This window comes from Mycobacterium sp., from assembly GCF_004298145.1.
Lineage (GTDB): Bacteria > Actinomycetota > Actinomycetes > Mycobacteriales > Mycobacteriaceae > Mycobacterium.
Genome location: NZ_SCRH01000040.1, coordinates 45,888 through 65,735 on the forward strand (window position 1 = coordinate 45,888; position 19,848 = coordinate 65,735).

At 67.6% G+C, this 19,848-nt stretch carries 25 protein-coding genes and 2 pseudogenes; 10 read left to right on the forward strand and 17 right to left on the reverse strand.

Features of this window, described 5'->3' with window-relative positions; translation table 11 throughout:
• Positions 1-132 precede the first annotated feature (132 nt).
• Positions 133-363 (forward strand): annotated as a pseudogene (locus EPN51_RS16370) (carboxymuconolactone decarboxylase family protein); the annotation flags it as partial.
• 277 nt (positions 364-640) lie between these two features.
• Here the strand turns inward: EPN51_RS16370 and EPN51_RS16375 are convergent.
• Both EPN51_RS16375 and EPN51_RS16380 read right to left on the reverse strand, forming a co-directional pair.
• Positions 641-931, reverse strand: coding sequence for a hypothetical protein (locus EPN51_RS16375; protein WP_293044437.1), 291 nt, complete (start codon positions 929-931; stop codon positions 641-643).
• 52 nt (positions 932-983) lie between these two features.
• A complete protein-coding gene (locus tag EPN51_RS16380; protein ID WP_293044439.1) occupies positions 984-1,745 on the reverse strand; it encodes an SPW repeat protein in 762 nt (253 codons plus the stop codon).
• A gap of 176 nt (positions 1,746-1,921) precedes the next feature.
• Here EPN51_RS16380 and EPN51_RS16385 point away from each other — a divergent pair, with 176 nt between their 5' ends.
• Together EPN51_RS16385 and EPN51_RS16390 are read left to right on the forward strand one after the other, a co-directional pair.
• Positions 1,922-2,413, forward strand: coding sequence for a GreA/GreB family elongation factor (locus EPN51_RS16385; protein WP_293044441.1), 492 nt, complete (start codon positions 1,922-1,924; stop codon positions 2,411-2,413).
• A gap of 147 nt (positions 2,414-2,560) precedes the next feature.
• The gene (locus EPN51_RS16390; protein WP_293044443.1) at positions 2,561-4,051 is read left to right on the forward strand and encodes a hypothetical protein; all 1,491 of its coding nucleotides are present in this window, start codon (positions 2,561-2,563) and stop codon (positions 4,049-4,051) included.
• A gap of 13 nt (positions 4,052-4,064) precedes the next feature.
• Here the strand turns inward: EPN51_RS16390 and EPN51_RS16395 are convergent.
• Together EPN51_RS16395 and ygiD are read right to left on the reverse strand one after the other, a co-directional pair.
• A pseudogene (locus EPN51_RS16395) lies at positions 4,065-4,304 on the reverse strand (lipocalin-like domain-containing protein); the annotation flags it as partial.
• Between the two features lie 84 nt (positions 4,305-4,388).
• Positions 4,389-5,234, reverse strand: a complete 846-nt coding sequence (gene ygiD, locus EPN51_RS16400; RefSeq protein WP_293044557.1) for a 4,5-DOPA dioxygenase extradiol — start codon at positions 5,232-5,234, stop codon at positions 4,389-4,391.
• A gap of 95 nt (positions 5,235-5,329) precedes the next feature.
• Between ygiD and EPN51_RS16405 the strand changes: the two genes are divergently transcribed.
• On the forward strand, positions 5,330-7,033 hold the full coding sequence (locus EPN51_RS16405; RefSeq protein WP_293044445.1) for a Na+/H+ antiporter: 1,704 nt from the start codon (positions 5,330-5,332) through the stop codon (positions 7,031-7,033).
• Between the two features lie 98 nt (positions 7,034-7,131).
• On the opposite strand, the gene EPN51_RS16410 is transcribed toward EPN51_RS16405, so the two are convergent.
• From EPN51_RS16410 to EPN51_RS16425, 4 genes are read right to left on the reverse strand one after another with little or no spacing between them, the layout of a single operon-like run.
• Positions 7,132-8,385: an amidohydrolase gene (locus tag EPN51_RS16410; protein WP_293044447.1), complete on the reverse strand. Its 1,254-nt coding sequence runs from the start codon at positions 8,383-8,385 to the stop codon at positions 7,132-7,134.
• A gap of 4 nt (positions 8,386-8,389) precedes the next feature.
• Positions 8,390-9,067, reverse strand: coding sequence for a TRIC cation channel family protein (locus tag EPN51_RS16415; RefSeq protein ID WP_293044449.1), 678 nt, complete (start codon positions 9,065-9,067; stop codon positions 8,390-8,392).
• A gap of 32 nt (positions 9,068-9,099) precedes the next feature.
• Entirely contained in the window at positions 9,100-9,726 is a 627-nt protein-coding gene (locus EPN51_RS16420) for a PaaI family thioesterase (protein WP_293044451.1), read from the reverse strand.
• 38 nt (positions 9,727-9,764) lie between these two features.
• Positions 9,765-10,649, reverse strand: a complete 885-nt coding sequence (locus tag EPN51_RS16425) for an aldo/keto reductase (RefSeq protein ID WP_293044453.1) — start codon at positions 10,647-10,649, stop codon at positions 9,765-9,767.
• A gap of 57 nt (positions 10,650-10,706) precedes the next feature.
• On the opposite strand from EPN51_RS16425, the gene EPN51_RS16430 reads away from it, so the two are divergent.
• The gene (locus EPN51_RS16430) at positions 10,707-11,207 is read left to right on the forward strand and encodes a DUF1990 family protein (RefSeq protein ID WP_293044455.1); all 501 of its coding nucleotides are present in this window, start codon (positions 10,707-10,709) and stop codon (positions 11,205-11,207) included.
• Between the two features lie 9 nt (positions 11,208-11,216).
• Here the strand turns inward: EPN51_RS16430 and EPN51_RS16435 are convergent, their stop codons facing one another.
• Positions 11,217-11,672, reverse strand: a complete 456-nt coding sequence (locus EPN51_RS16435; protein ID WP_293044457.1) for a DoxX family membrane protein — start codon at positions 11,670-11,672, stop codon at positions 11,217-11,219.
• Between the two features lie 90 nt (positions 11,673-11,762).
• Between EPN51_RS16435 and EPN51_RS16440 the strand changes: the two genes are divergently transcribed.
• Complete coding sequence (locus EPN51_RS16440) at positions 11,763-12,467, forward strand: helix-turn-helix domain-containing protein (protein ID WP_293044459.1); 705 nt, start codon at positions 11,763-11,765, stop codon at positions 12,465-12,467.
• A gap of 38 nt (positions 12,468-12,505) precedes the next feature.
• Here the strand turns inward: EPN51_RS16440 and EPN51_RS16445 are convergent, their stop codons facing one another.
• Genes EPN51_RS16445 through fdxA form a run of 5 tightly spaced genes read right to left on the reverse strand, consistent with a single transcriptional unit; the run spans position 12,506 to position 15,161 of the window.
• Complete coding sequence (locus EPN51_RS16445) at positions 12,506-13,447, reverse strand: nitronate monooxygenase (protein WP_293044461.1); 942 nt, start codon at positions 13,445-13,447, stop codon at positions 12,506-12,508.
• A gap of 6 nt (positions 13,448-13,453) precedes the next feature.
• Positions 13,454-13,588 carry a hypothetical protein gene (locus tag EPN51_RS16450; RefSeq protein ID WP_293044463.1) on the reverse strand — a complete coding sequence of 45 codons (135 nt, stop codon included), beginning with the start codon at positions 13,586-13,588 and terminating at the stop codon, positions 13,454-13,456.
• Between the two features lie 53 nt (positions 13,589-13,641).
• Entirely contained in the window at positions 13,642-14,067 is a 426-nt protein-coding gene (locus EPN51_RS16455; RefSeq protein ID WP_293044465.1) for a hypothetical protein, read from the reverse strand.
• Positions 14,064-14,780, reverse strand: a complete 717-nt coding sequence (locus EPN51_RS16460) for a helix-turn-helix domain-containing protein (RefSeq protein WP_293044467.1) — start codon at positions 14,778-14,780, stop codon at positions 14,064-14,066. The genes EPN51_RS16455 and EPN51_RS16460 overlap by 4 nt, the downstream gene beginning before the upstream one ends.
• A 24-nt stretch (positions 14,781-14,804) precedes the next feature.
• The gene (gene fdxA / locus EPN51_RS16465) at positions 14,805-15,161 is read right to left on the reverse strand and encodes a ferredoxin (protein ID WP_293044469.1); all 357 of its coding nucleotides are present in this window, start codon (positions 15,159-15,161) and stop codon (positions 14,805-14,807) included.
• Between the two features lie 56 nt (positions 15,162-15,217).
• Between fdxA and EPN51_RS16470 the strand changes: the two genes are divergently transcribed.
• The 4 genes from EPN51_RS16470 to EPN51_RS16485 all read left to right on the forward strand — a co-directional run bounded on the left by EPN51_RS16470 (position 15,218) and on the right by EPN51_RS16485 (position 17,209).
• Entirely contained in the window at positions 15,218-15,523 is a 306-nt protein-coding gene (locus tag EPN51_RS16470; RefSeq protein WP_293044471.1) for a DUF2249 domain-containing protein, read from the forward strand.
• Positions 15,523-16,362, forward strand: a complete 840-nt coding sequence (locus EPN51_RS16475) for a methyltransferase domain-containing protein (RefSeq protein WP_293044473.1) — start codon at positions 15,523-15,525, stop codon at positions 16,360-16,362. Before EPN51_RS16470 ends, EPN51_RS16475 begins: the two co-directional genes overlap by 1 nt.
• A 189-nt stretch (positions 16,363-16,551) precedes the next feature.
• A complete protein-coding gene (locus tag EPN51_RS16480) occupies positions 16,552-16,764 on the forward strand; it encodes a hypothetical protein (RefSeq protein WP_293044559.1) in 213 nt (70 codons plus the stop codon).
• Positions 16,765-16,945: 181 nt separating this feature from the next.
• Positions 16,946-17,209, forward strand: a complete 264-nt coding sequence (locus EPN51_RS16485) for a hypothetical protein (protein WP_293044475.1) — start codon at positions 16,946-16,948, stop codon at positions 17,207-17,209.
• Between the two features lie 10 nt (positions 17,210-17,219).
• Here EPN51_RS16485 and EPN51_RS16490 read toward each other — a convergent pair whose 3' ends face one another.
• From EPN51_RS16490 to pcaH, 3 genes are read right to left on the reverse strand one after another with little or no spacing between them, the layout of a single operon-like run.
• Positions 17,220-18,446: a lyase family protein gene (locus tag EPN51_RS16490; protein ID WP_293044477.1), complete on the reverse strand. Its 1,227-nt coding sequence runs from the start codon at positions 18,444-18,446 to the stop codon at positions 17,220-17,222.
• Complete coding sequence (gene pcaG, locus EPN51_RS16495) at positions 18,443-19,033, reverse strand: protocatechuate 3,4-dioxygenase subunit alpha (RefSeq protein ID WP_293044478.1); 591 nt, start codon at positions 19,031-19,033, stop codon at positions 18,443-18,445. Before pcaG ends, EPN51_RS16490 begins: the two co-directional genes overlap by 4 nt.
• On the reverse strand, positions 19,026-19,799 hold the full coding sequence (pcaH, locus tag EPN51_RS16500; RefSeq protein WP_293044480.1) for a protocatechuate 3,4-dioxygenase subunit beta: 774 nt from the start codon (positions 19,797-19,799) through the stop codon (positions 19,026-19,028). The genes pcaG and pcaH overlap by 8 nt, the downstream gene beginning before the upstream one ends.
• Positions 19,800-19,848: the final 49 nt, after the last annotated feature.

Below are 19,848 nucleotides of genomic sequence, written 5' to 3' on the forward strand. Positions count from 1 at the left end.
CTGTCCGTGTTGATACCGATGGCTAGTGCGGTGGGCCCCGAGTTCGCCGGTGTGGCCATCACTTTCGGTTTGACGCGTGGATCTAGAACAACGCGACCCTGTTGCGGGCAGCTTCCGATGACCCGCGTCGCGCTTGCCGCCGCCGACGACGTTGTGCGCGACGGCGCAATCAGTGCCGCGATCTGGGCCGCCTGCGAACGCGAACTCGGGCCTGACCCTGCTGTCCTGATCGAATTGGTCAGCGCCATCGGCACATGGCGGATGATCGCCACCATTCTGCACAGCCTGCAAGTGCCTCTCGACGAGGGCGCCGAAAGTTGGCCACCCGACGGGAAAGCACCGACCCATCGCTCACCGGACTGATGCCATCTTGCCCCAACGCTCGGGGAGACAGCGCGGGCGAGCGGCCCGATACCGCCATGCCGATCCTTGGTGACCGGGTGGCACGACTTCCGCGAGGTGTTCGGCGTATTCGTTAACCAATTTCGTTGTCTAATCTGTGAATTCCCGATTTTGGCGGCAGCGGCGCCGCGGTTGCATTCGTTGGGGCCGCTCCCCACAGGTCGTGGCTGCACCGCGCGATGGCGCCGAATTACGCGGTGATCGTTCGAGTTGACGAGTAAGCGGTTGGCTCAGGCCGTCAGGTTGCCTTCTCATCGACGACACCCACCACCGCGCCCGACGGAGACCTGACGAACCATTCCCCGACACCATCACGGGCAGCGCCGGGGTCCGCTTCGATCGGCTCGTTGAGCAGAACGCGGTACACCAAGTAATCGGTATGCCTTGCGGCGATCGCCCGCGCCACGTCGAGACGGGTTGTCGCGTACGTGTATTCCTTGTCATCGAGCGGATCAAACGTGCGGGTGGCGGGGTCTCCGCGTTTAAGGCCTGACACATCAGCGCGGTAGTACGCGGTTTCATCGCTCATCCGATCAGCCCTCCAGTCCACCTGTTCGCCTTGCGCCCAAGCCTGCGCGGCGTCAGCGGTATCGTTCGCGGTACCGCTCAACGGCATCGTCGCGCACGGTCGTCGCGAAGCCCCGGCGCTCACCCCGCAGGTAACCGGCCACCCCAAGGGCCGCGATGAGGGCACCCGACACCCACGCCGTCCACGCGGCGGTGTCCCCGTTGAATCCGGCGACCCACGGCGCGAGGAACAGCGCGAATCCCGTGCAGGCCAGCGTCAGAAAGTCGTGTGTGGGGTCGACGGCGAGCAGCGACCAAACGGCGAACACCGCCGTCAGCCCTCCCAGGCCGATCATGACGGCGACCCCCGCTGCGGTCGTGTGCGCCGCGATGCCCAGGAGCACGCTGGCGAGGCCGACGGCGAGCGCCGCGCGCCCGATCCAGAAGCTCAGTGCGCTTCGCTGCACTTGGCCGCTGCCGATCTCGTTGACGCCGTACTCGGTTGGCGTCTTGCCGCCCACCCAGCCGATGCCGCCGAGGATCATGGCGAGGCCGCCGGCCACCCAGCACGTCCAGGAGGCCCCGAGATCGGCGTTGTAGCCGTTGCCGAGGAACGGGACGATGAACATGGTCAGGCCCACGACGACCAGGCCCCAGTGATCGGGACTGCGGTTGCGGGCGAGGACGGACAACACCCCGAAGAAGACGATGAAGGCGCCGAAGCCGAAGGCGAAACCTTCCCCGACCCGCGTCGAGCTGGCCGCGAACGCCGCCACGACGGCGCAGACGCCGACGGCTAATGCGGCCCAGCCGATCCACGCTCTATTTGAGGTCATAGACCCACTTAACACCCGTTGCCGAGCACGGACCATGGCCACGGTGGACGAATCTGACAACGATTGGAGGAGTTGAGTCGCGAGGGCCGCATCCGGGTAGACGGTTCCTGACGACGACGTTCGTCGCTCACGCGTCGAACGATCCTGCATCCGCAAACCGAGAGAAGTTGATGAGCATGAGCGGGGAACAAACATCGGCCGAGTTTTCGGACGAGGAGCGTGATCGGATCGCCGACGAGCTGACCCAGCTCAGGCAGCGTCGCGATCGCCTGGCGGCCGAGTTCGAAGGCGACCAGGATACGGTCGGCGATCACGGGGACGCGGCCGACGCCATCCAGCGCGCCGACGAAGTGGCCGCCATCGACGATCGCATCAGCCAGCTCAACTGGGTGTTACGGGGCGGAGTACCGGTAGCCGTGCCATCCGGGAGGCTGCCCGACGGTACCGAATTGACCCTACGGTTCCCCACGGCCGGAGTTGTTCACATGCGGGTGGTCGGCATCGTCGAGGAGACTCCGTCCGGCGACGAAGATGCCAGCCTGACCGCGGACAGCCCGTTGGGCGTGGCCCTGGCGGGCCACCAGCCCGGTGACACGGTGAGCTATTCGACGCCCAGGGGGCGAGAACAGGTCCAGCTGCTGGAAGTCAAGTTTCCCCAACCACGCTGAGCGGGTTGGCCGCGCCACGGATTGTCGCGAGTTGTTCTGCAATTGGGGGTTTCGATGACGTGCCGCGTGATCCGCGTCGCTGCTGCGGTGATCGCTCTTGGTGGTGCGGCGTGCGGCCCGGCGGTGCGCGACAAAGGGAGCGCGTCCGTGGACCCCGCAACTCTGGCCCGTTCCGGCACCGTTGATGAGCGTTACCAGTCCTACAACGTGGAAATGCTCGAGGTGACAGGCGGCTACTTCTGGAAGCCTTACGGCGCTGCCACCGCGCCGGTGTCCCCGCCGCCCTCGAATTCGGTTCCGGCGGGGATGGATCCGAACATCTATCGGTACCGGCCGCCGCTTGAGTTGACCAATCCCCGGCTGCGGGCGCTGGCCGCCGCGCTCGGGCCGGCCTATGTCCGCGTCAGCGGCACTTGGGCCAATACCACCTACTTCGCCGACACCGACCCGCCGCCCGTGACACCGCCTGCGGGCTTCAACGGTGTGCTGAGCCGCGGCGCATGGCAGGGCGTGGTTGATTTCTCGAAAGCCGTGGACGCGAACATCGTGTCCACGTTCGCCATCAGCCCGGGCACGCGGGACCCGAATGGGGTATGGACCCCTGAGGTGGCGCGCCGCTGGTTGGACTACACGCGCTCGATCGGTGGGAACATCTCGGCAGCCGAATTCATGAACGAGCCGACGATGGCTGCGATGGGCGGCGCGCCCCAAGGTTATGACGCCGCTGCCTACGGCCGCGACTTCAAGGCGTTCAAGGCATTCGCCGATCAGGCCGCGCCGCACATGACGATCCTGGGCCCCGGGTCGGTCGGTGAGACGCCTGGACCCTGGAGCATGACCTATGGAACCGCGGGCACCATCGCGACCTCGGACATGCTCGCCGCGGCCGGGCCAGGTACCGGCGCCTTCTCCTACCATCACTACGGCGCGGCGTCCCAACGCTGCGCCGGGCTGGGCATGCCGCAGACCACGGCCCAAGACGCCCTGTCCGAGGACTGGCTGGGACGCACCAGCCAGACCCGGGCTTTCTACGGCGGCCTGCGCGACACCTACCAACCCGGCAAGCCGCTGTGGGTAACCGAAGTCGCCGACGCCGCCTGTGGCGGAAACCATTGGGCAGCAACATTTTTGGATAGCTTCCGCTATCTGGATCAACTCGGCAGATTGGCCAAAGAAGGTGTGCGGGTGGTGACCCACAACACCCTCGCGGCCAGCGACTACGGGCTGCTCGACGAGAACGACTTCACCCCCAAGCCGAACTATTGGGCGGCGCTGCTGTGGCACCGGTTGATGGGTCCGACCGTGCTGGACACCGGCGTGCCGATCCAAGCGGGATTGCACCTCTATGCGCACTGCCTACCCGGATCACGCGGTGGCGTATCGCTGCTCGCCATCAACAACGATCGCAGCGCTGCCCGCACCCTGACACTGCCCACCGCCGCAGAGCGCTACACCCTCGACGCCGCGCCGTTGGACAACAAATCTGTACGTCTCAATGGCCAACCGCTTGCCCTCGGTCCCGACAACGCATTGCCGACGCTGGCCGGCGCGCCAACCCGGGCCGGCGAGTTGACCCTGACCCCCGCCACCATCACTTTCCTGACCATCCCGACGGCGGCTAACCCTGCGTGCAGGTGACCCCGAACACGGGCTACTCCGCGGCCTTGGAGTCCCCGTCGATGGGAATCGTTTGTCCCGAAATGGATTTCGCGGCATCCGAGGCGAGGGCGGCCCGCGGTTGTGTTTGACCGGTCCAGTTGGGAAACAGCGATACGAACCTCGAGTGGGTGCGGGTTCGTTTGTCCTCATCGACGTGGAGGGGCCCCGAATAGGCGATGTAGGACGTCGCCTCCTTCACGTAGTCCTCGGTGGTGCCGTCGAACCAGTCGCCGGAGGCGAAGGGGGCCGGTCAGCCGTTGACAGCTCGTCGGCGCCAATCGCCCTCGCGGCGATATTCGTCGATCACCATGACTATTCAAATGTTGGAGGCGTCGGCGGGAAAGTCCGGCGCGGGCTCCGGCGCCCCGGACCGGACAGAGGCCGCGCCGGCGCCAGCCAATCCCAGGGCGTAGGCGGTCATCGACATCGATCCGTACGTGTAGCCGTCAACCAGGATGTCGGGCTGGTCTGAGCCGACTCCGGCCAGTCCAGCGAAGTACAGCAACGGTATGAAATGGTCCGGTGTCGGGACGGCGACCCCATAAAAGCTGTGCCCCTCAAGCCGCGCGGCATCGGCGGGATTGGACAACATCAGCGCCTTGGCGTCCTCGTCGAACCGTTTGGCCCAGTCATAACCGTAGTCACGGAGGTCCCAGTCCATCGCGCGCAGATTGTGCACGACGTTGCCGCTGGCGATGACGAGCACGCCGCGCTCGCGCAAGGGGGCCAGCTTGGTGCCCAAGTCGAGGTGGTAGCCGAGCGGCTTGTCGGCGTTGATCGACAGCTGGACAACCGGAACAGACGCGTCCGGAAATGCGTGCATCAGCACCGACCACGCGCCGTGATCGATGCCCCAGCTGTCCAGATCCGCACCCACCCAGGTCGGCTGCACCAGCTCCCGGATTTCCTCGGCGAGGTCGGGCAAACCCGGTGCCGGGTACCGCACCTCGAACAACTTCTGCGGGAACCCGTAAAAGTCGTGGATCGTGCGGGGCCGCGGCATCGCGGTGACAGCCGTCGCATTGATGTACCAATGCGCGCTTATCACCACAATGGCGCGAGGGCGTTTTACGGCTTTCCCGAAGGCTTTCCAAGCCGATGTGTATCGGTTGACTTCGATCGCGTTCATCGGGCTGCCGTGTCCGATGAACGCCGCCGGCATCGGCTGAACTTGCCCGACGGCGGTCGACTCCGAATCCCCTGGCATTCCTCTTTACTACTCTTCGAAACGTCGGCCGCGGTTCCGTGTCGGGCAGAATGGGGCCGATGGGGGCGCAGACGGCTTTGGCCTTGCTGCTCGCCGCCGTCGGCGTGATCGTGGTGGTGAATTGGATCAGCGAGCGCGTGGGACTGCCCAGCGCGGCGCTGCTCACTCTCGTCGGCATCGGTTATGCGCTACTACCGGGGCCGAACGTCGGCCTTCGCCCCGATGTGGTGATGGCCTGCATATTGCCGCCGCTGCTCTACGCCGCGGCACTCGAATCGTCGCTGGTCGGCATACGCCGCAATCTGCGCACGGTCATCAGCCTGTCGGTGGTTCTCGTTCTGGTGACCGCGGCGTCGGTCGGCATCGCCTTCGCACTGCTCGTCGGCGGTGCGACGCTCGCGGTAGGCACAGTGCTCGGCGCGGCGGTAGCGCCCACGGACCCGGTGGCCGCGCTCGCCGTCGCACGCAAAGTCGGTCTACCGCTCAACATCGTCACGCTGATCGAGGGTGAAGGACTGCTGAACGACGCAACCGCGCTCACCACGCTATCGGTGGCCATCACGGTGGCGAGGGGCGCCGCATTCTCGGTGCCGTCGGCGATCCGCGCGTTCGTCGTAGCGGCCGTGGGTGGTCTGGTCGTGGGGCTGGCGTTCGCGATGTGCCGACGTGCACTGCGACGCTGGACACACGACGTGCTGACGAGCAATGCGATCTCCCTCGCCACGCCGTTCTTGACCTATCTGGCGGCCGAGAAGCTCTCCGCCTCCGGGGTATTGGCGGTCGTGGTGTGTGGCCTGATCGTTGGGCACGACTCGCCACGGTCGGAATCCGGCGCGAGCCGGTTACAGACCCGAGCCGTCTGGCAACTGGTCAACTTCCTACTCGAAGGTCTCGTGTTCCTTCTGATCGGTCAGCAGTTGCCGGCCATCCTCGACGGCCTTGGCGGCTACCGGCTTTCGACGATCGTCGTGGCGGTCACCGTTACCACGGCGGTGGTGCTGCTGGTGCGACCCGTGTGGTTGATGCTCACCCAGTCTCTCCCCCGGCCATTGCACAGCCGACTCGGGAATGTCTCCGGCGCCGCGTCCGGCGGTGACACCGATACGGCGGTCGACCGTCGCCGGCGGGACCGCAATTCGGAGCGACTCAGTGGCCGTGAGGTTTTCGTGCTGAGCTGGGCAGGCACTCGCGGCGTGGTGAGCCTCGCCGCAATTTTCACCGTGCCATTTACGGCCGACAACGGCACACCTTTTCCCTTCCGGGATCTGTTGCTGTTCTGCACCCTTGTGGTCGTGCTGGTGACGCTGATCGGGCAGGGAAGTACCTTCGGTCCGATGGTGCGCGCTCTGGGCGTCCACGCCAACGCCGTGGACGAAGTACGACTACGTAATCGGGCTCGCACGGCCGCCGTTCAAGCTGCACTCGACCGACTCGACGAGTTGGATCAACAGGGTCGTGATGACGTTGATCATCGGACAATCGATGGAGTACGAAAGCAGTTGACCGCCCGGCTCGAGCGATATCAACGTCGACTCGATCTCCTATCGGAGTCCGATGAGCTGCCCAGCTCCCCTGAGTACGAGTCCGCCGTCGGAATACGGCGAGCGACGATCGATGCGCAACGCGACGAACTTGTCCGCTGGCGTGATGCCGGCATGCTGCCCGACCAGAGCCTTCGCGTGCTCGAACGCGAACTCGACCATGAGGAGGGAACGCTGCCCAGGCGCACGCAGCGGCCCCGGCGTGGCCGCTGAAACCGGATCGAAACGGGGTAAGTGGTGAGCCACGTGCACGCCGCGGTTCGCGCCGGGTATCGGTGGCCGGCATACCCGCAGCGACAGCAGGCATTCGGTTACGGCGCCAGCCAGGCCAGCGCGGCGACCGTCAGCGCCTGGGTGCCGGTGTCGAGGGTGGGCTGGATGACGGGGGCGAACCGCGGGGAATGGTTGACGGGAATGTCCTCGCTGGTCCGGCCCGCCGAGTCGGCCTTCCGATAGGTATCGGGGTCGATTCCGCCTATGCCCCAATAGCTGTAGGGGGCGTTGAGCGCGTCGGGGATGTCGCTGAAGTCCTCACTCGCGGTCTGCGGGGGAAGGTCGCATGCCCGGTCGCCGAAATAGTCGGCGAACGCGGCCCGCACCCGCGCGGTGACCGTGGGATCGTTGTCGGTCGGCGGAAAGTGGTCCACCAGCTCGAATTCGGGTTCCTTCGGGGATCCGGATGCCTGGCATTCGGCGGTGACGATGCGCCGGATCGCGTCGAGCATTCTGTTGCGGGTCTGGTCGTTGTAGGTGCGCAGGTTCAGTTCCAGCACCGCGCGGTCGCCGATCACATTGCTCTTGCTGCCCGCCTCGATCCTGCCGATCGTCAGCACCGCGGCATCGGTGGGTGCGACCTCGCGCGAGACGACGGTCTGTAACCGGATGACGATCATGGCGGCCAGCACCACGGGATCGACGGTCGCCTGCGGCATCGAACCGTGTCCACCGCGGCCATGCACGGTGATCCGCATGCTGTCGGCGGTCGTCAGGACGGGTCCTGGTCGGGTGGCCACCCGACCCGCCGGGAACGGAAGGACATGCTGGGCCAGGGCGACGTCGACGTGGCCGACGATCTTCGCCAGGCCGTCGTCGACCATGCGTCTCGCGCCGTCTCCGACTTCCTCGGCGGGCTGGAACAGCGCGATCACGGTGCCGTGCCAACGCGCACGCGCCCCGGCGAGCAGCGAGGCGGCGCCGAGCAGACAGGTCACATGAACGTCGTGCCCGCAGGCGTGCATCACCGGCCGTTCGTTGCCGTCCGCATCGGTGGCGGTGACGGAGCTGGCGTACGAGAGGCCGGTGTCTTCGGCCACCGGCAGCGCGTCCATGTCGGCGCGCATCAGTACCGCTGGACCGTCGCCGTTGCGCAGGATCCCGACGACGCCGGTGCCGCCGATGCCCTCGTGTACGTCGTAGCCGGAGCCGCGCAGCCGGTGGGCCACCGCAGCCGCGGTGTTGTGTTCTTGGTGCGACAGTTCCGGATGCTGATGCAGGTTGCGGTAAAAGTCCTCCTGCCAGCCGCGGGCGTCGGCCAGGCCCGCGAGCACAGTCGAGTCACTGTTCATCGTTTCAGTCCTCCCTGTTGCGGTGACGCTTAGTGAAAAGTCTTGTGGGAGAACAGGTGTCGGCGGCGGGCAACATCCAACCGCGCCGCTGCGAGAGCCAGCACAACACCGTCCCGGTCAGCGCTCCCACCAATAGCCCCGGCGTCGGATGGTTGTGGTAGTTGAAGAGCACCAGCACGCCGCTGGCGACCAGTGCGCACGTGGCGTACAAGGTGTTGCCGCCGAAAATGCCCGGCACCCGCCGCATCACGATGTCGCGCGTCGCGCCGCCGCCCACCGCCGAGATCGTGCCCAGCAGCAGCGCCGCCAACCAGCCGAGCCCCACGGCCAGCGTCTTGTGCGCACCGGTCGCGGCCCAGCATCCCAGCGCGAGCGCATCGACGACCGGCCACAGCCAATTCCACACCCGGCCCTCGACGCGGAACACGAACGCGATCCCCGCTCCGGCCAGCGCGGTCAGCAGGTAGGCGTAGTCGGTGAGGGCGACGGGCGTACCGCGCTGCAGCAGGGTGTCGCGGATGATGCCGCCGCCCAGCCCCGACAGCACCGCGAGCGCGGCGAAGCCGACGGGATCCAATTTGTCTTTGCGCGCGACCACACCGCCCAGCAGCGCGTTGCCGAACACACCGGTCAGGTCCACCGCACGGAACAAGTCCGTCATCGTCAGTTCGGCGATCACCACACCGACCGGGTACCCATTCGGGGCCGCGCGCCTTAAGGCTGGCCGGGTTTGAGCCGTACGAACAGCGCGTCGGCTTCGGTCAGCAAGCGCTCGCCGTCGGTCAACCGGCCCGACACGAAGATCTTGCGCCCGTCCACCCGGTCGACGCCCGCGTCGAACCGCAGTTCCTTTTCCACCGGGACGATGTTGCGGTAGTCGATCTTGAGGTAGGCGGTGCGCTGGCGCGGGCTACCGGTGAGCACCGCGGCCGACAACCCGAGCACGGAGTCGAACAGCATCCCCAGGGCACCGCCGTGCACGGCGCCGTTGCGGCCGAGATGGAACCGGGCGAAGCGGGCCTCGCCGTGGATGCGGCCGTCGTCGCCTTTGTGGGCCGACATCGGGATCGTCAGGATGTTGCCGCGCATCGGCAGGTCCATCCGGCGCCCCGACGGGGACGCCCATTCGTCGGCGTCGAACGGTGTCAGCAAACCCGACACCTTCTCCAGCAGGTCGGCGGCCTCGGTGATCACCTCGTCGGGGGCGTCGACGGCGCGGGCGTGATCCTGCAACGTGCGCACGGCGTCGATGAACCTGCCGTAGTCGGGCCCACCCTTGACGGTGGGTTCGGGCGGGTTGAATCCCCCGCCGGGGTGTCGCTGATGTTCGGCCACCACCACACCGTATTGCCCGGCGGGCGCGCGCTTTCGCGTGGTGGCTAGCCGGTCTGCTGAGCCCCCGCGGCGGACAAGGTTTCGAACTCGTCGTCGGACAGGGTGATCTCGGCGGCGGCGACGTTCTCCTCCAGGTGGGCCACCTTCGACGTCCCCGGAATCGGCAGCATCACCGGTGAACGCTTCAGCAACCAGGCCAGCGCCAGCTGCGACGGCGTCGCGTCGTGCTCGGCGGCGATGCGCGCCAGCGGGCCGTCGGGGGCGGCCAGCGGTCCGGCGGCCAGCGGGAACCACGGGATGAAGCCGATGCCCTGTTCGGTTACCGCGTCCAGCAGCGGCTCGGCGTCGCGGGCCGACAGGTTGTACATGTTCTGCACCGACACGATCTCGGTGATCTTTTGAGCCTCGGCCAGCTGGTCGACGTTGATCTCGGACAGGCCGATGTGGCGGATCTTGCCTTCGTTTTTCAGGGCGACCAGCTCGCCGACCTGATCCTGCAGCGGGAAGTGGTGGTCGATGCGGTGCAGCTGGAACAGGTCGATGGTGTCCACCCCCAGCCGGCGCAGGCTCAGCTCGCATTCCTGGCGCAGATAACTGGGATTGCCCAATGGAATCCAGATGTCCGGCCCGGTGCGCAGCAGCCCCGCTTTGGTCGCGATCACCAGGCCGTCATAGGGATGCAGCGCCTGGTGAATGATCTCCTCGGAGAAGTACGGGCCGTAGGAGTCCGCGGTGTCGATGAAGTTCACCCCGAGTTCGACGGCGCGTCGCAGCACCCGCACGCATTCGTCGCGGTCGTCGGGCGGGCCCCACACGCCCTTCGCGGTCAGGCGCATCGCTCCGAAGCCGAGGCGGTTGACGGTCAGATCTCCACCGAGGGTGAACGTTCCCGACGCCCCGGCAACGGTTTTCGAGTCTTGTGTGGTCACTTCTCCGACCGTACTCGCCGAACGCCGCCGCGCATCGTGGCGTGGCAAGCTGAGCCCATGGACCTAGCAGCGCTCGAGGAACTTCCCCTGACCTATCGGGAAGTGGGGGCGACGGCGTCCGGCGAGCTGCCCGCGGGGTACGACCATCAACATGCCGAGCGCCAAATCGGCACGGGGCGGCAGCGTTTCGAGCAGGCCGCTCACGCCGTCATGCGCTGGGGCATGCAGCGCGGCTCCGGGCTGCGCGTGCGGGCCAGCTCCGAGGTCGCCGTCGTCGACGCGGTGGTGGTGGTGCGGATGGGTTTTCTGCCGGCGCCGTGCCGCGTCGTGTACGTCGTCGACGAACCCGACATCCGTGGCTTCGGCTACGGCACCCTGCCCGGGCACCCGGAGTCCGGCGAGGAACGTTTCGTGGTGCGTCACGACCCGAGCACCTCCGCGGTATACGCGGAGGTGTCGGCGTTCTCCAGGCCCGCAACCTGGTGGAGCAAGGCCGGCGGGCCGCTGGTGCGGGTCACCCAGCGCGTCATCGCCAAGCGCTATCTGCGGGCGGTGTGACGCACCCGGTTACCGCTCGGCGATGCTGCCTCCGATGCTGCCACTGTGCACGCCCTGCGCCAGCCGGGCCAGCGCGAGGGCACCGACCAACAAACCGAAGTCGCGCAGCGCGACGTCGTAGAAGCCGGGCCCGGTGACCAGGTCGATGATGATCCCGGCCAGCCAGGCCGCGACCACCCAGGCACCCAGCCGTGGGGCGACCGCCACCACAACCCCGGCCACGATCTCGATGGTGCCGACCAGGTACATGCACTGATCGGCCGTCCCGGGAACCAGGTCATTGATCCAGCCGGCCAGATACATGCTCCAGTGATGCGGGTGGGTCAGCAGGTTGAAGAACTTGTCCAGCCCGAACGCGATGGGCGCGATCGTGAAGACGGTGCGGAGCAGGAAATATGCCGAATAGGCCGGGTCCCGCAACTGCTCGGCGAGGCCGGGGGCCGCGCCGGCTTGCTTGGTGCTCATGTTGCCTCCATTTCTAACGGATAATATATTGAACGGTAGAACGACTACACTGTAGCGTCAAGCATTTCATCTTTTAGAAACGGCCATCGAATGGACGACGGGGACCGCCTGCAGCGCGACGCCGCCGGCATCGGCACGCTCGCCGACCCGGTGCGCCGCCAGCTGTATCAGTTCGTGTGCGCCCAGCCGGCGCCCGTGAGCCGTGACCAGGCGGCCGACGGCGTCGGGATCGCTCACCACCAGGCCAAGTTCCACCTCGACCGGCTCACCGCCGAGGGCCTGCTGGAAACCGACTTCGCGCGCTTGACCGGCCGCTCCGGTCCCGGCGCCGGACGGACCGCCAAGCTGTATCGCCGGGCGCGTCGCGACATCGCGGTCAGCCTCCCGCAGCGCGAGTACGAGTTGGCGGGGCGCTTGATGGCGACGGCCATCGCCCGGTCGGCGGGCACCGGCGAACCGGTCATCGAGGTCCTGAACCGGGTCGCCCGCGACTACGGCCACGCGATCGGAGCCAGAGCCGGCAGGCACCCGCCCGCCGACGCCGCCGCCGCCCTGCAGCGCGCGGTCGCGGTGCTGAGCCGGTACGGCTATGAGCCTCGATTCGGCGATGACGAGGTCGAGCTCGCCAACTGCCCGTTCCACGCCCTGGCGCAGGAACAGACGGAGCTGGCCTGCACCATGAACCACGCGCTGATCACCGGAGTGGCCGAAGCGCTGGCACCACACGAGCCCGACGCAAGACTCTGCCCGGGGCGGGACCGGTGCTGCGTCGTGCTCACGCCGGGCGGCAAGTAAGGTCGCCGAGCGTCACGCCAGCGTGGCGGCGAGCGGACCTATGACCCCCAGCCGGACAGCAACCTTGCTGCGCCCGTGCACATCTCGTCGATGACCTCGCCCACCGACGTGTCGTCGCGGATCATCCCGACGCCCTGACCGGCGTCCACGGGCGCAATCCGGCAGTCCGCGGCGCCGATCGCCGCGGCCAGCTCCTCGCGGGCCCCCGAATCCAGCGCTTCCTCGTGACCCGTCCAGTGCTGGACGAAGTCGTTGGCCAACACCCGCGACGGGAATCGCGCCGGCCACGGCAGCCCCTTCGCGACGTCGAAGACCCGGGTGACGGCGGTATCGGTTTCGGAGGCGGAGACCAGGGCCCGGCGGCCGGCGTCGCCGGTCAGCGCCTCCGGGCATGCCGACAACCGGGTGCCCACCCATGCCCCGCTCGCGCCGGCGGCCAGCACCGCGGCCAGGCTGCGCGCCGAGGCGACGCCGCCGCCGGCCAGCACCGGCACCGTGACCGCGTCCAAGACGGCGTCCAGCAGCGGCAGCAGCCCCAGCTTGACCTCGCCGTGCCCACCGCCCTCGGACCCGCGAGCGACCAGGATGTCGACGCCCGCGTCGACAGCCCTTCGCGCCCCGGTACTGTCGTAAACCTGTGTGACGGTGGGGATTCCGACGTCATGCGCCGCGGCGACCCAGGACCAGTCGGTTCCGAAACTGACCGACAGCAGGGCGGGCCGCGCGGCGAGCGCATCCTCGAGCAGCCCGGCCTCGTTGCGCATCACCCAGTCGACCAGGCCGATGCCGAACCGCCCGTCGACGTGCTGCAACTGCTCGGCCAGCATCTCCCGGGTCGCGACGCTGCCCATGCCGACCATGCCCAGACCACCGGCCGCCGTGACCGCCGCTGCCAGGCGGCCGCCGGCGACCCCACCCATCGGGGCGTTGACGATGGGGGCGCGCAGACCGAAACTCGTCGCCCACGGTGTCGATAACATCGGCGGCTAGCGCACCGAGGGAAGGGTGTTCGGCACGGTCAGCAGACCCAGCGAGCACTCGATCCCGTGCGGCGCACGGCCTTCGGCGGGAATCGCAAGGTATTCGGCCGGTCGTGCCTCGGTCAACGAAATGGAATCCATCCGGGTCCTTCGCAGTTGCCAGGCCTTTTCACCCACGGCCTTGAGGATTGCTGTTAACCGCTCAGTAGCAGTATCCCCGCCGTGACGAGCCCGACCACCTTGACCGCCTCCAGCGCGACATAGCCGTAGTGGGCCCGCGAGCGCGGGCCGTCCGATCCGGCCAGCACCCTGTCGGAACGACGAGTCAACGCGGGCCGCACGACGACCAGCTGGACGGCCAGCGCGGCGACGACGACGGCAATCGCCGTGACGACGCCCGCCCGGCTGGGCCCCGCGATCACAATCGCCCCGATGACGAGCGCGAAAGCCACCTCGACGGTGTTGAGGGCGCGAAAGACCAGCCGCCCGATGCTGAGCCCGATCTGCAACGTCACATTGGGCGCCCGGAACTTCAGTGGGGCTTCCAGGAACGAGATGGCCAGCACCATGCCGAGCCAGACAAAGCTGAGCGCGACGGCGACCGCCGTTCCGGTGCTCATTTGGCCGCCCCCTGCAGCGTGAGGTGAGCCAGACACAGATCCGGCTCGACGAACGAGTCGAGGCGGTCCACCGAGACCGGCGCTCCCCAGGTTTCCACGGCTCCCTGCATGAGGCCCAGATGCACCGGGCACACGACACTCGACCGGTCTTCGGCCAATTCCAGAAACGGGCAGTGCCGCAGTCCGACCTGCTGTTCTCCGTCGACCACCCGGCGTTCGGGCGCGAAGCCGAGTTCGTCGAGCACGTCGATCAAACGGGTGATGGCCTCTTCTGTGCTGGCCGCGTGGTCGGGCGGCGGATGCAGTTCGGCATCCACCATTCGCCCCCAGGCCCGGCCCGCGGCCAGGGCCTTGGGCCCGGGATCACCGTCGGCGGCGAAGGCCATGGTCAAGATCTCGGCCAGCAGCCGGTAATGCCGCGTTCCACCGCGATCCATCTGCCGGACCGCGCGGAACATCAGCGGTGGGCGCCCCGGCCCTTTGCGGTCCAGCTCGACGTGCTCCACCTGCCCGTCGGTGACCAGGCTGTCGAGGTGGAAGCGGACGGTGTTGGGATGCACACCCAGCTCATCGGCGATCCCGGCGATGCTCATCGGATCCGGCGAGGCGCGCAGCAACCGCATCACCGCGCGGCGGCGGCCGGGCGACTCCCCCGTTGCCGGATCCTGCAACTCCTGGAGTTTCCGGGTCTGCCGAGTCTTCTGGGTTCTCAAAAGGTCCCTCCCACTGCTTGTTCTTCACGCCCCGTCCGAATGCGCGACACTGGGGTGACCCGCCACCAGCGGTGTGTCGACGCCGAGTGGACCGACCTTGGCCGCCCCGCCCGGAGATCCCAAGGGTTCGTCGCGGCCCGGCAGCGTCTCGGCGAAGAAGGCTCCATTGTCGGCCAGGTGGGGTTTGAGGTCCTCGGGCAGGTCATCTTCGTAGTAAATCGCCTCCACCGGACAGACCGGCTCGCACGCGCCGCAATCGACACACTCGTCTGGATGAATGTAGAGCGCCCGACCGCCTTCGTAAATGCAATCCACCGGGCACTCCTCGACGCAGGAGCGGTCCATCACGTCGATGCATGGCTTCCCGATCACGTAAGTCATGCGCTAGAGTTTACACAACATCCATTGTAAGAATTAGTGAATCAGGTCGGAGAATCATGGCTGCCAACGAACTTGACGTCCGCGAGCTGCGTAAGCCGGACAAGCACCCGACGATCTTCGCGGCCTACGCCGCGCTGAAGGTCGGCGAATCGTTCGTTCTGGTGAACAATCACGACCCCAAGCACCTGCGCGAGGAATTCGAGGCCGACTATCAGGGCGGCTACGGGTGGGAATACCTTGAGACAGGCCCCGCCTGGCGGATCCGGATAGGTAAGCTCATCGACACCCCACCCGCTGTGCACCATGGACACGAAGAGCTGGTCCTGGAGCCACCGCAAAGCGCCGCGCCACAGGAGATCTGATGCCAGGAGAACGAGTAGGTTCCGAACTTCCGCTACCGGCATCGCGCCGCGACGACGAAGCGGTCGGTGGCCACTGGCTGCTGGCGCGGCTCGGTAAGCGCGTGTTGCGTCCCGGCGGTCTCGGGCTGACCCGCACCCTGCTGTCCCGCGCGGAGCTGACCGGCGCCGACGTGGTCGAGCTGGCGCCGGGCCTGGGCCGCACCGCCACCGAAATCGTTGCCCACGGGCCACGGTCGTACCTCGGCGCCGAAGGCGACCCGGACGCGGCCAACATCGTCCGCGGCGTGCTCACCGATCTCGGTGCGCAAAATGCCTCCGTGCGGCTCGCGGACGCGGCCGAGACCGGATTGCCGGACGCCAGCAGCGATGTCGTCATCGGAGAGGCGATGCTGACGATGCAGGGCGACACGGCCAAGCATGCCATCGTCGCAGAGGCGACCCGCGTACTGCGGCCGGGCGGTCGCTACGCGATCCACGAACTGGCCCTCACACCGGACACGGTGTCCGAGGAGGTCAGCGCCGACATCCGGCAGGCGCTCGCCCGTTCCATCAAGGTCAACGCGCGTCCGTTGACGATTGCGGAGTGGTCGAAACTGCTCACCGAGCACGGATTGGTGGTCGATCACGTCACGACCGCGCCGATGGCCCTGCTGCAACCCCGCCGGCTGGTCTCCGACGAGGGACTCGTCGGGGCGCTGCGCTTCGCCAGGAATGTGATCGTGCAGCACGACGCCCGTAAGCGGGTTCTGGCGATGCGCCGTACCTTCCGCAAGCATCGCCAGCAACTGACCGCCGTCGCCATCGTCGCCCACAAACCGGCGGCAACGGCCACCGGCTAACCCCTCGAAAAGGCTTGGGCAAGGCCTCCACCCCCCACCTTTGCGTCGCTTCTGATTTCGGGCACCGACTTTGGGCCCGTTCCGCAATCTCCGCGTGACGGTTTAGTGACGCCCTCTGACGTAACTTGGCTGCGGCAGTTGTGGGGAGGACAAAGGAGCGTGCCGGCCATGGGTGTTAGCCCGCCGTTGTTGACGGATTCCGACCTCGACGCGTTGGCGTCGGATTTCCTGCAGTCGCATTACCTCGGCCCCATCTACGCCGATTGGTCACCCGATCGGCGACTCGACATGTTCCTGAGGCGGCGCGGCCTCACCAGGGTGGCCAACGACGGCGACCTGTCCCACAACGTCTTGCAACGCATCATGTCCCGGGCGGGCCGTGCCTCATTGGCGCGGCATTGATCGGTCTGCTCTTCTGCTGCAGAACCAGGTAGGCGATCGCGATGGACAAGAACCTTGAAAAAGTTCGATTTTCGTCGGCCAAAATGACGACCCACGCATTGGTACAGACGTACTATTGCGGTCGAAAGCTGGACGTGCCACCGGGGACGGATGAGTCGTTGAGGCTAGCGGGGAGGGGACAATGAATTCACCGAAATGGACGGTTCATTGGCCGCAGCGGAGGCCGACGGCCACGATCTATCAGTTGACCGACCGGCTCCACCAGGGGCATGTCGCTCGGGTACCCGCCCATCAGATCACGGCGACGGTATCGGGGTGGCTGGCGGACCTGGGTGCCGACAGCCCGTTGGTCGACGAACTCGAGCGCGCCGTGTGTGGCGGGGACTGGGCGGCAGCGCACGCCCTGGGTGACTGTTTGTCCATCGAGATCGCGGTGGCCGACTGAGAGTCGTCGATCAGCGCCGGGCGAGTACCCGCGCGGCGCGGCCGCGGATCTCGTCGATCAGCCGGTCGGCGGCGCCGAAATAGGCCGGTGACGGCTCTTTACCCGCCAGGTTGGCGATAGCTCGTTGTTCACCCAAAACATCTGCGGCATCGAGGTTTTCAGCCATGCGCCGTGCATGCACGGTCAGTCCGGTCAGCAACTCCGCGGTTTGCGATCCCGCGACGACGGTGCGCCGGCCCAGGGTGCGCAGCGTGTCCCATTCCGCGTGCCAGGCACCGTCGGGCCGTTCGTCGTTCGCCAGCGCCGCGGCAGTGTGCAAGGTGGCGGCCAAGGGCGGCGCCGAGAGGGCGGTGCGGCGGATCAGGATGGATAGCACGGGGTTTCGCTTGTGCGGCAGGGACGACGAGCCGCCGCGGCCCTCGGCCGCCGGCTCGCCGAGCTCGGCGATCTCCGGGCGGACCAGCGTGACGACGTCGGAGGCGATGCGGCCCCAGCAGTCGGTGCAGCCGACGAAGGCATCGGCTGCCGCGGTGATCGGTGCCCGCGCGGTGTGCCACGGAGGCCGCAGCGCCAGGCCCAATGCGGTTGCCGTGTTCGCGGCGAGCCCGGCCGACACCCGAGCCGGGTCGGGTGTGCCGGTGAGCAATGCCGCTAGCTCCGTGGTGGCGGCCAAGGTCCCTGCCGCACCACCGATTTGGGCCGGTGTGGTCAGCGCGGCCACCGGTTCGAAGGCATCGACGACCCCGTTCAGCCAGCCGGCGGCCTTGGCGCCGAAGGTGGTGGGCGCGGCGTGCTGGGTGAGGGTGCGGGCCACCATCGGCGTGGCCCGGTGTCGTGTGGCGAGTTCGGACAGCGCGGAAATCTGCTCTCTCAGCTGTGTGATCAGGTCATCGGCGACCGCGCGCACGGCCAGCATCAGAGCGGTGTCCAGGACGTCCTGACTGGTGAGTCCGCGGTGGATCCACGGCGCCACGGCGGGCTCCGCGCGTTGGCGTAGCAGCTTCATCAGGGGAATGACCGGATTGCCACCGTCTTCGGCGGTAACCGCGATCGCCTCACAATCGTTGTGCGTGACCAGATTCCACAGGTCCGCACCGGCGCAGTCGGCGGGCGCCAGACCCGCGGCCGCCAGCGCACCGAGCCACGCGGATTCCACCGCGACCATTGATCGCAGCAGCGCCTGATCCGTCATGTGCTCGCCGGCTCGATGGTCTCCGGGCCACAGCAGGTTGGTCATCGCGGGTCCGCCCGGTACGCGAGGAAGACGGTCTCGGCCGGGCCCTGCAGGTGGATGTCGAAACGGTATGTCGAGGCGCTGTTTCCGGCGACGCAGAGCAACGTGGGTAGGCGCTCGGTGGGGACGGCCGCCAGCAGCGGATCGGCGTCCGGCTCGGCTCCGGGCAGGTAGGCGCGGGTGAACAGCCGATTCAACAGCCCCCGCGCGAACACGGTGAGCGCGAAGAACGGCGGCCGCCCGTCGATCACCGAACCCGGAGCCAGGGTGGTGAACGCGTATCGCCCGGCGCCGTCGGTCGCGCACCGGCCCCAACCGGTGAACGACGAGGCGTCTCGAGGGTGCCGATCCGACACCGAGCCCCGGCGCAACGAACCCGCTTGCCGCGCAATGCGTCCCGCGCCGTCGGGCTGCCAGAGTTCGACCAGCGCGTCCGGGACAACGGCGCCGCCGCCGTCGTACACCGTGCCCTGCAACCGGATCGCCTGCGGATGGCCGTCGTCGACCAGCTTGCTGTCACCGGGATACGGCAATCCCAGGTCGAGGAAGGGCCCGACGGTTTGCCCTGGCGTGCAAGCTGATTCAGTCATGCGCGCCTTCGGTAGGCGTTGGCGCGCCGCCGGCCAGGACGATGTCCCAGCGGTACCCGGTCGCGTACTCCGGCTCGGTCAGGTCGTGGTCGTAGCGGGCGATCAGCCGTTGCCGGGCGGCCGGATCGAGGATCGACCGGAAGATCGGATCCAGCTCGAACCTGGGGTCGCCCGGAAAATACATCTGGGTGACCAGGCGCTGGGTGAAAGCGGTTCCGAAGAGGGAGAAATGGATGTGCGCCGGGCGCCAGGCGTTGTGATGGTTGCGCCACGGGTAGGGGCCGGGCTTGATGGTCAGGAACCGATACGAGCCGTCCGGCCCGGTCAGACACCGGCCGGCGCCGGTGAAGTTCGGGTCGAGCGGGGCCGGGTGCCGGTCACGCTGGTGGCGGTAGCGCCCGCCCGCGTTGGCCTGCCAGATCTCGACCAGTTGACGCGCCACGGGCCGGCCGCCTTCGTCGAGAACCCGCCCGCTCACCACGATGCGCTCCCCGATCGGCTCACCCGGGTGCCCGGCCGTCAGGTCGGCGTTGAGCGGGTCGACGTCCTGATCACCGAAGCACGGCGCCCAGAGTTCGACGCCCTCGGGATCGACAGCGACCAGGGGTCGCGTCGGATGGCGCAGCGTCGTGCTGCGGTAGGGCGGATAGTCGAGCCGCGGCTGCCCGTGCGGCCCGACTCCCCCGGCGGCGCCCGGGTATTGCGCTGCGATGCGGGCGATCTCCGCCGTGATGTCAGCCTGAGATGCGACACACTCGGCGTCCATGAGGCGTGACGCTACTCTCGATGATCCACCGAATCCCGCAAGCGGGCGG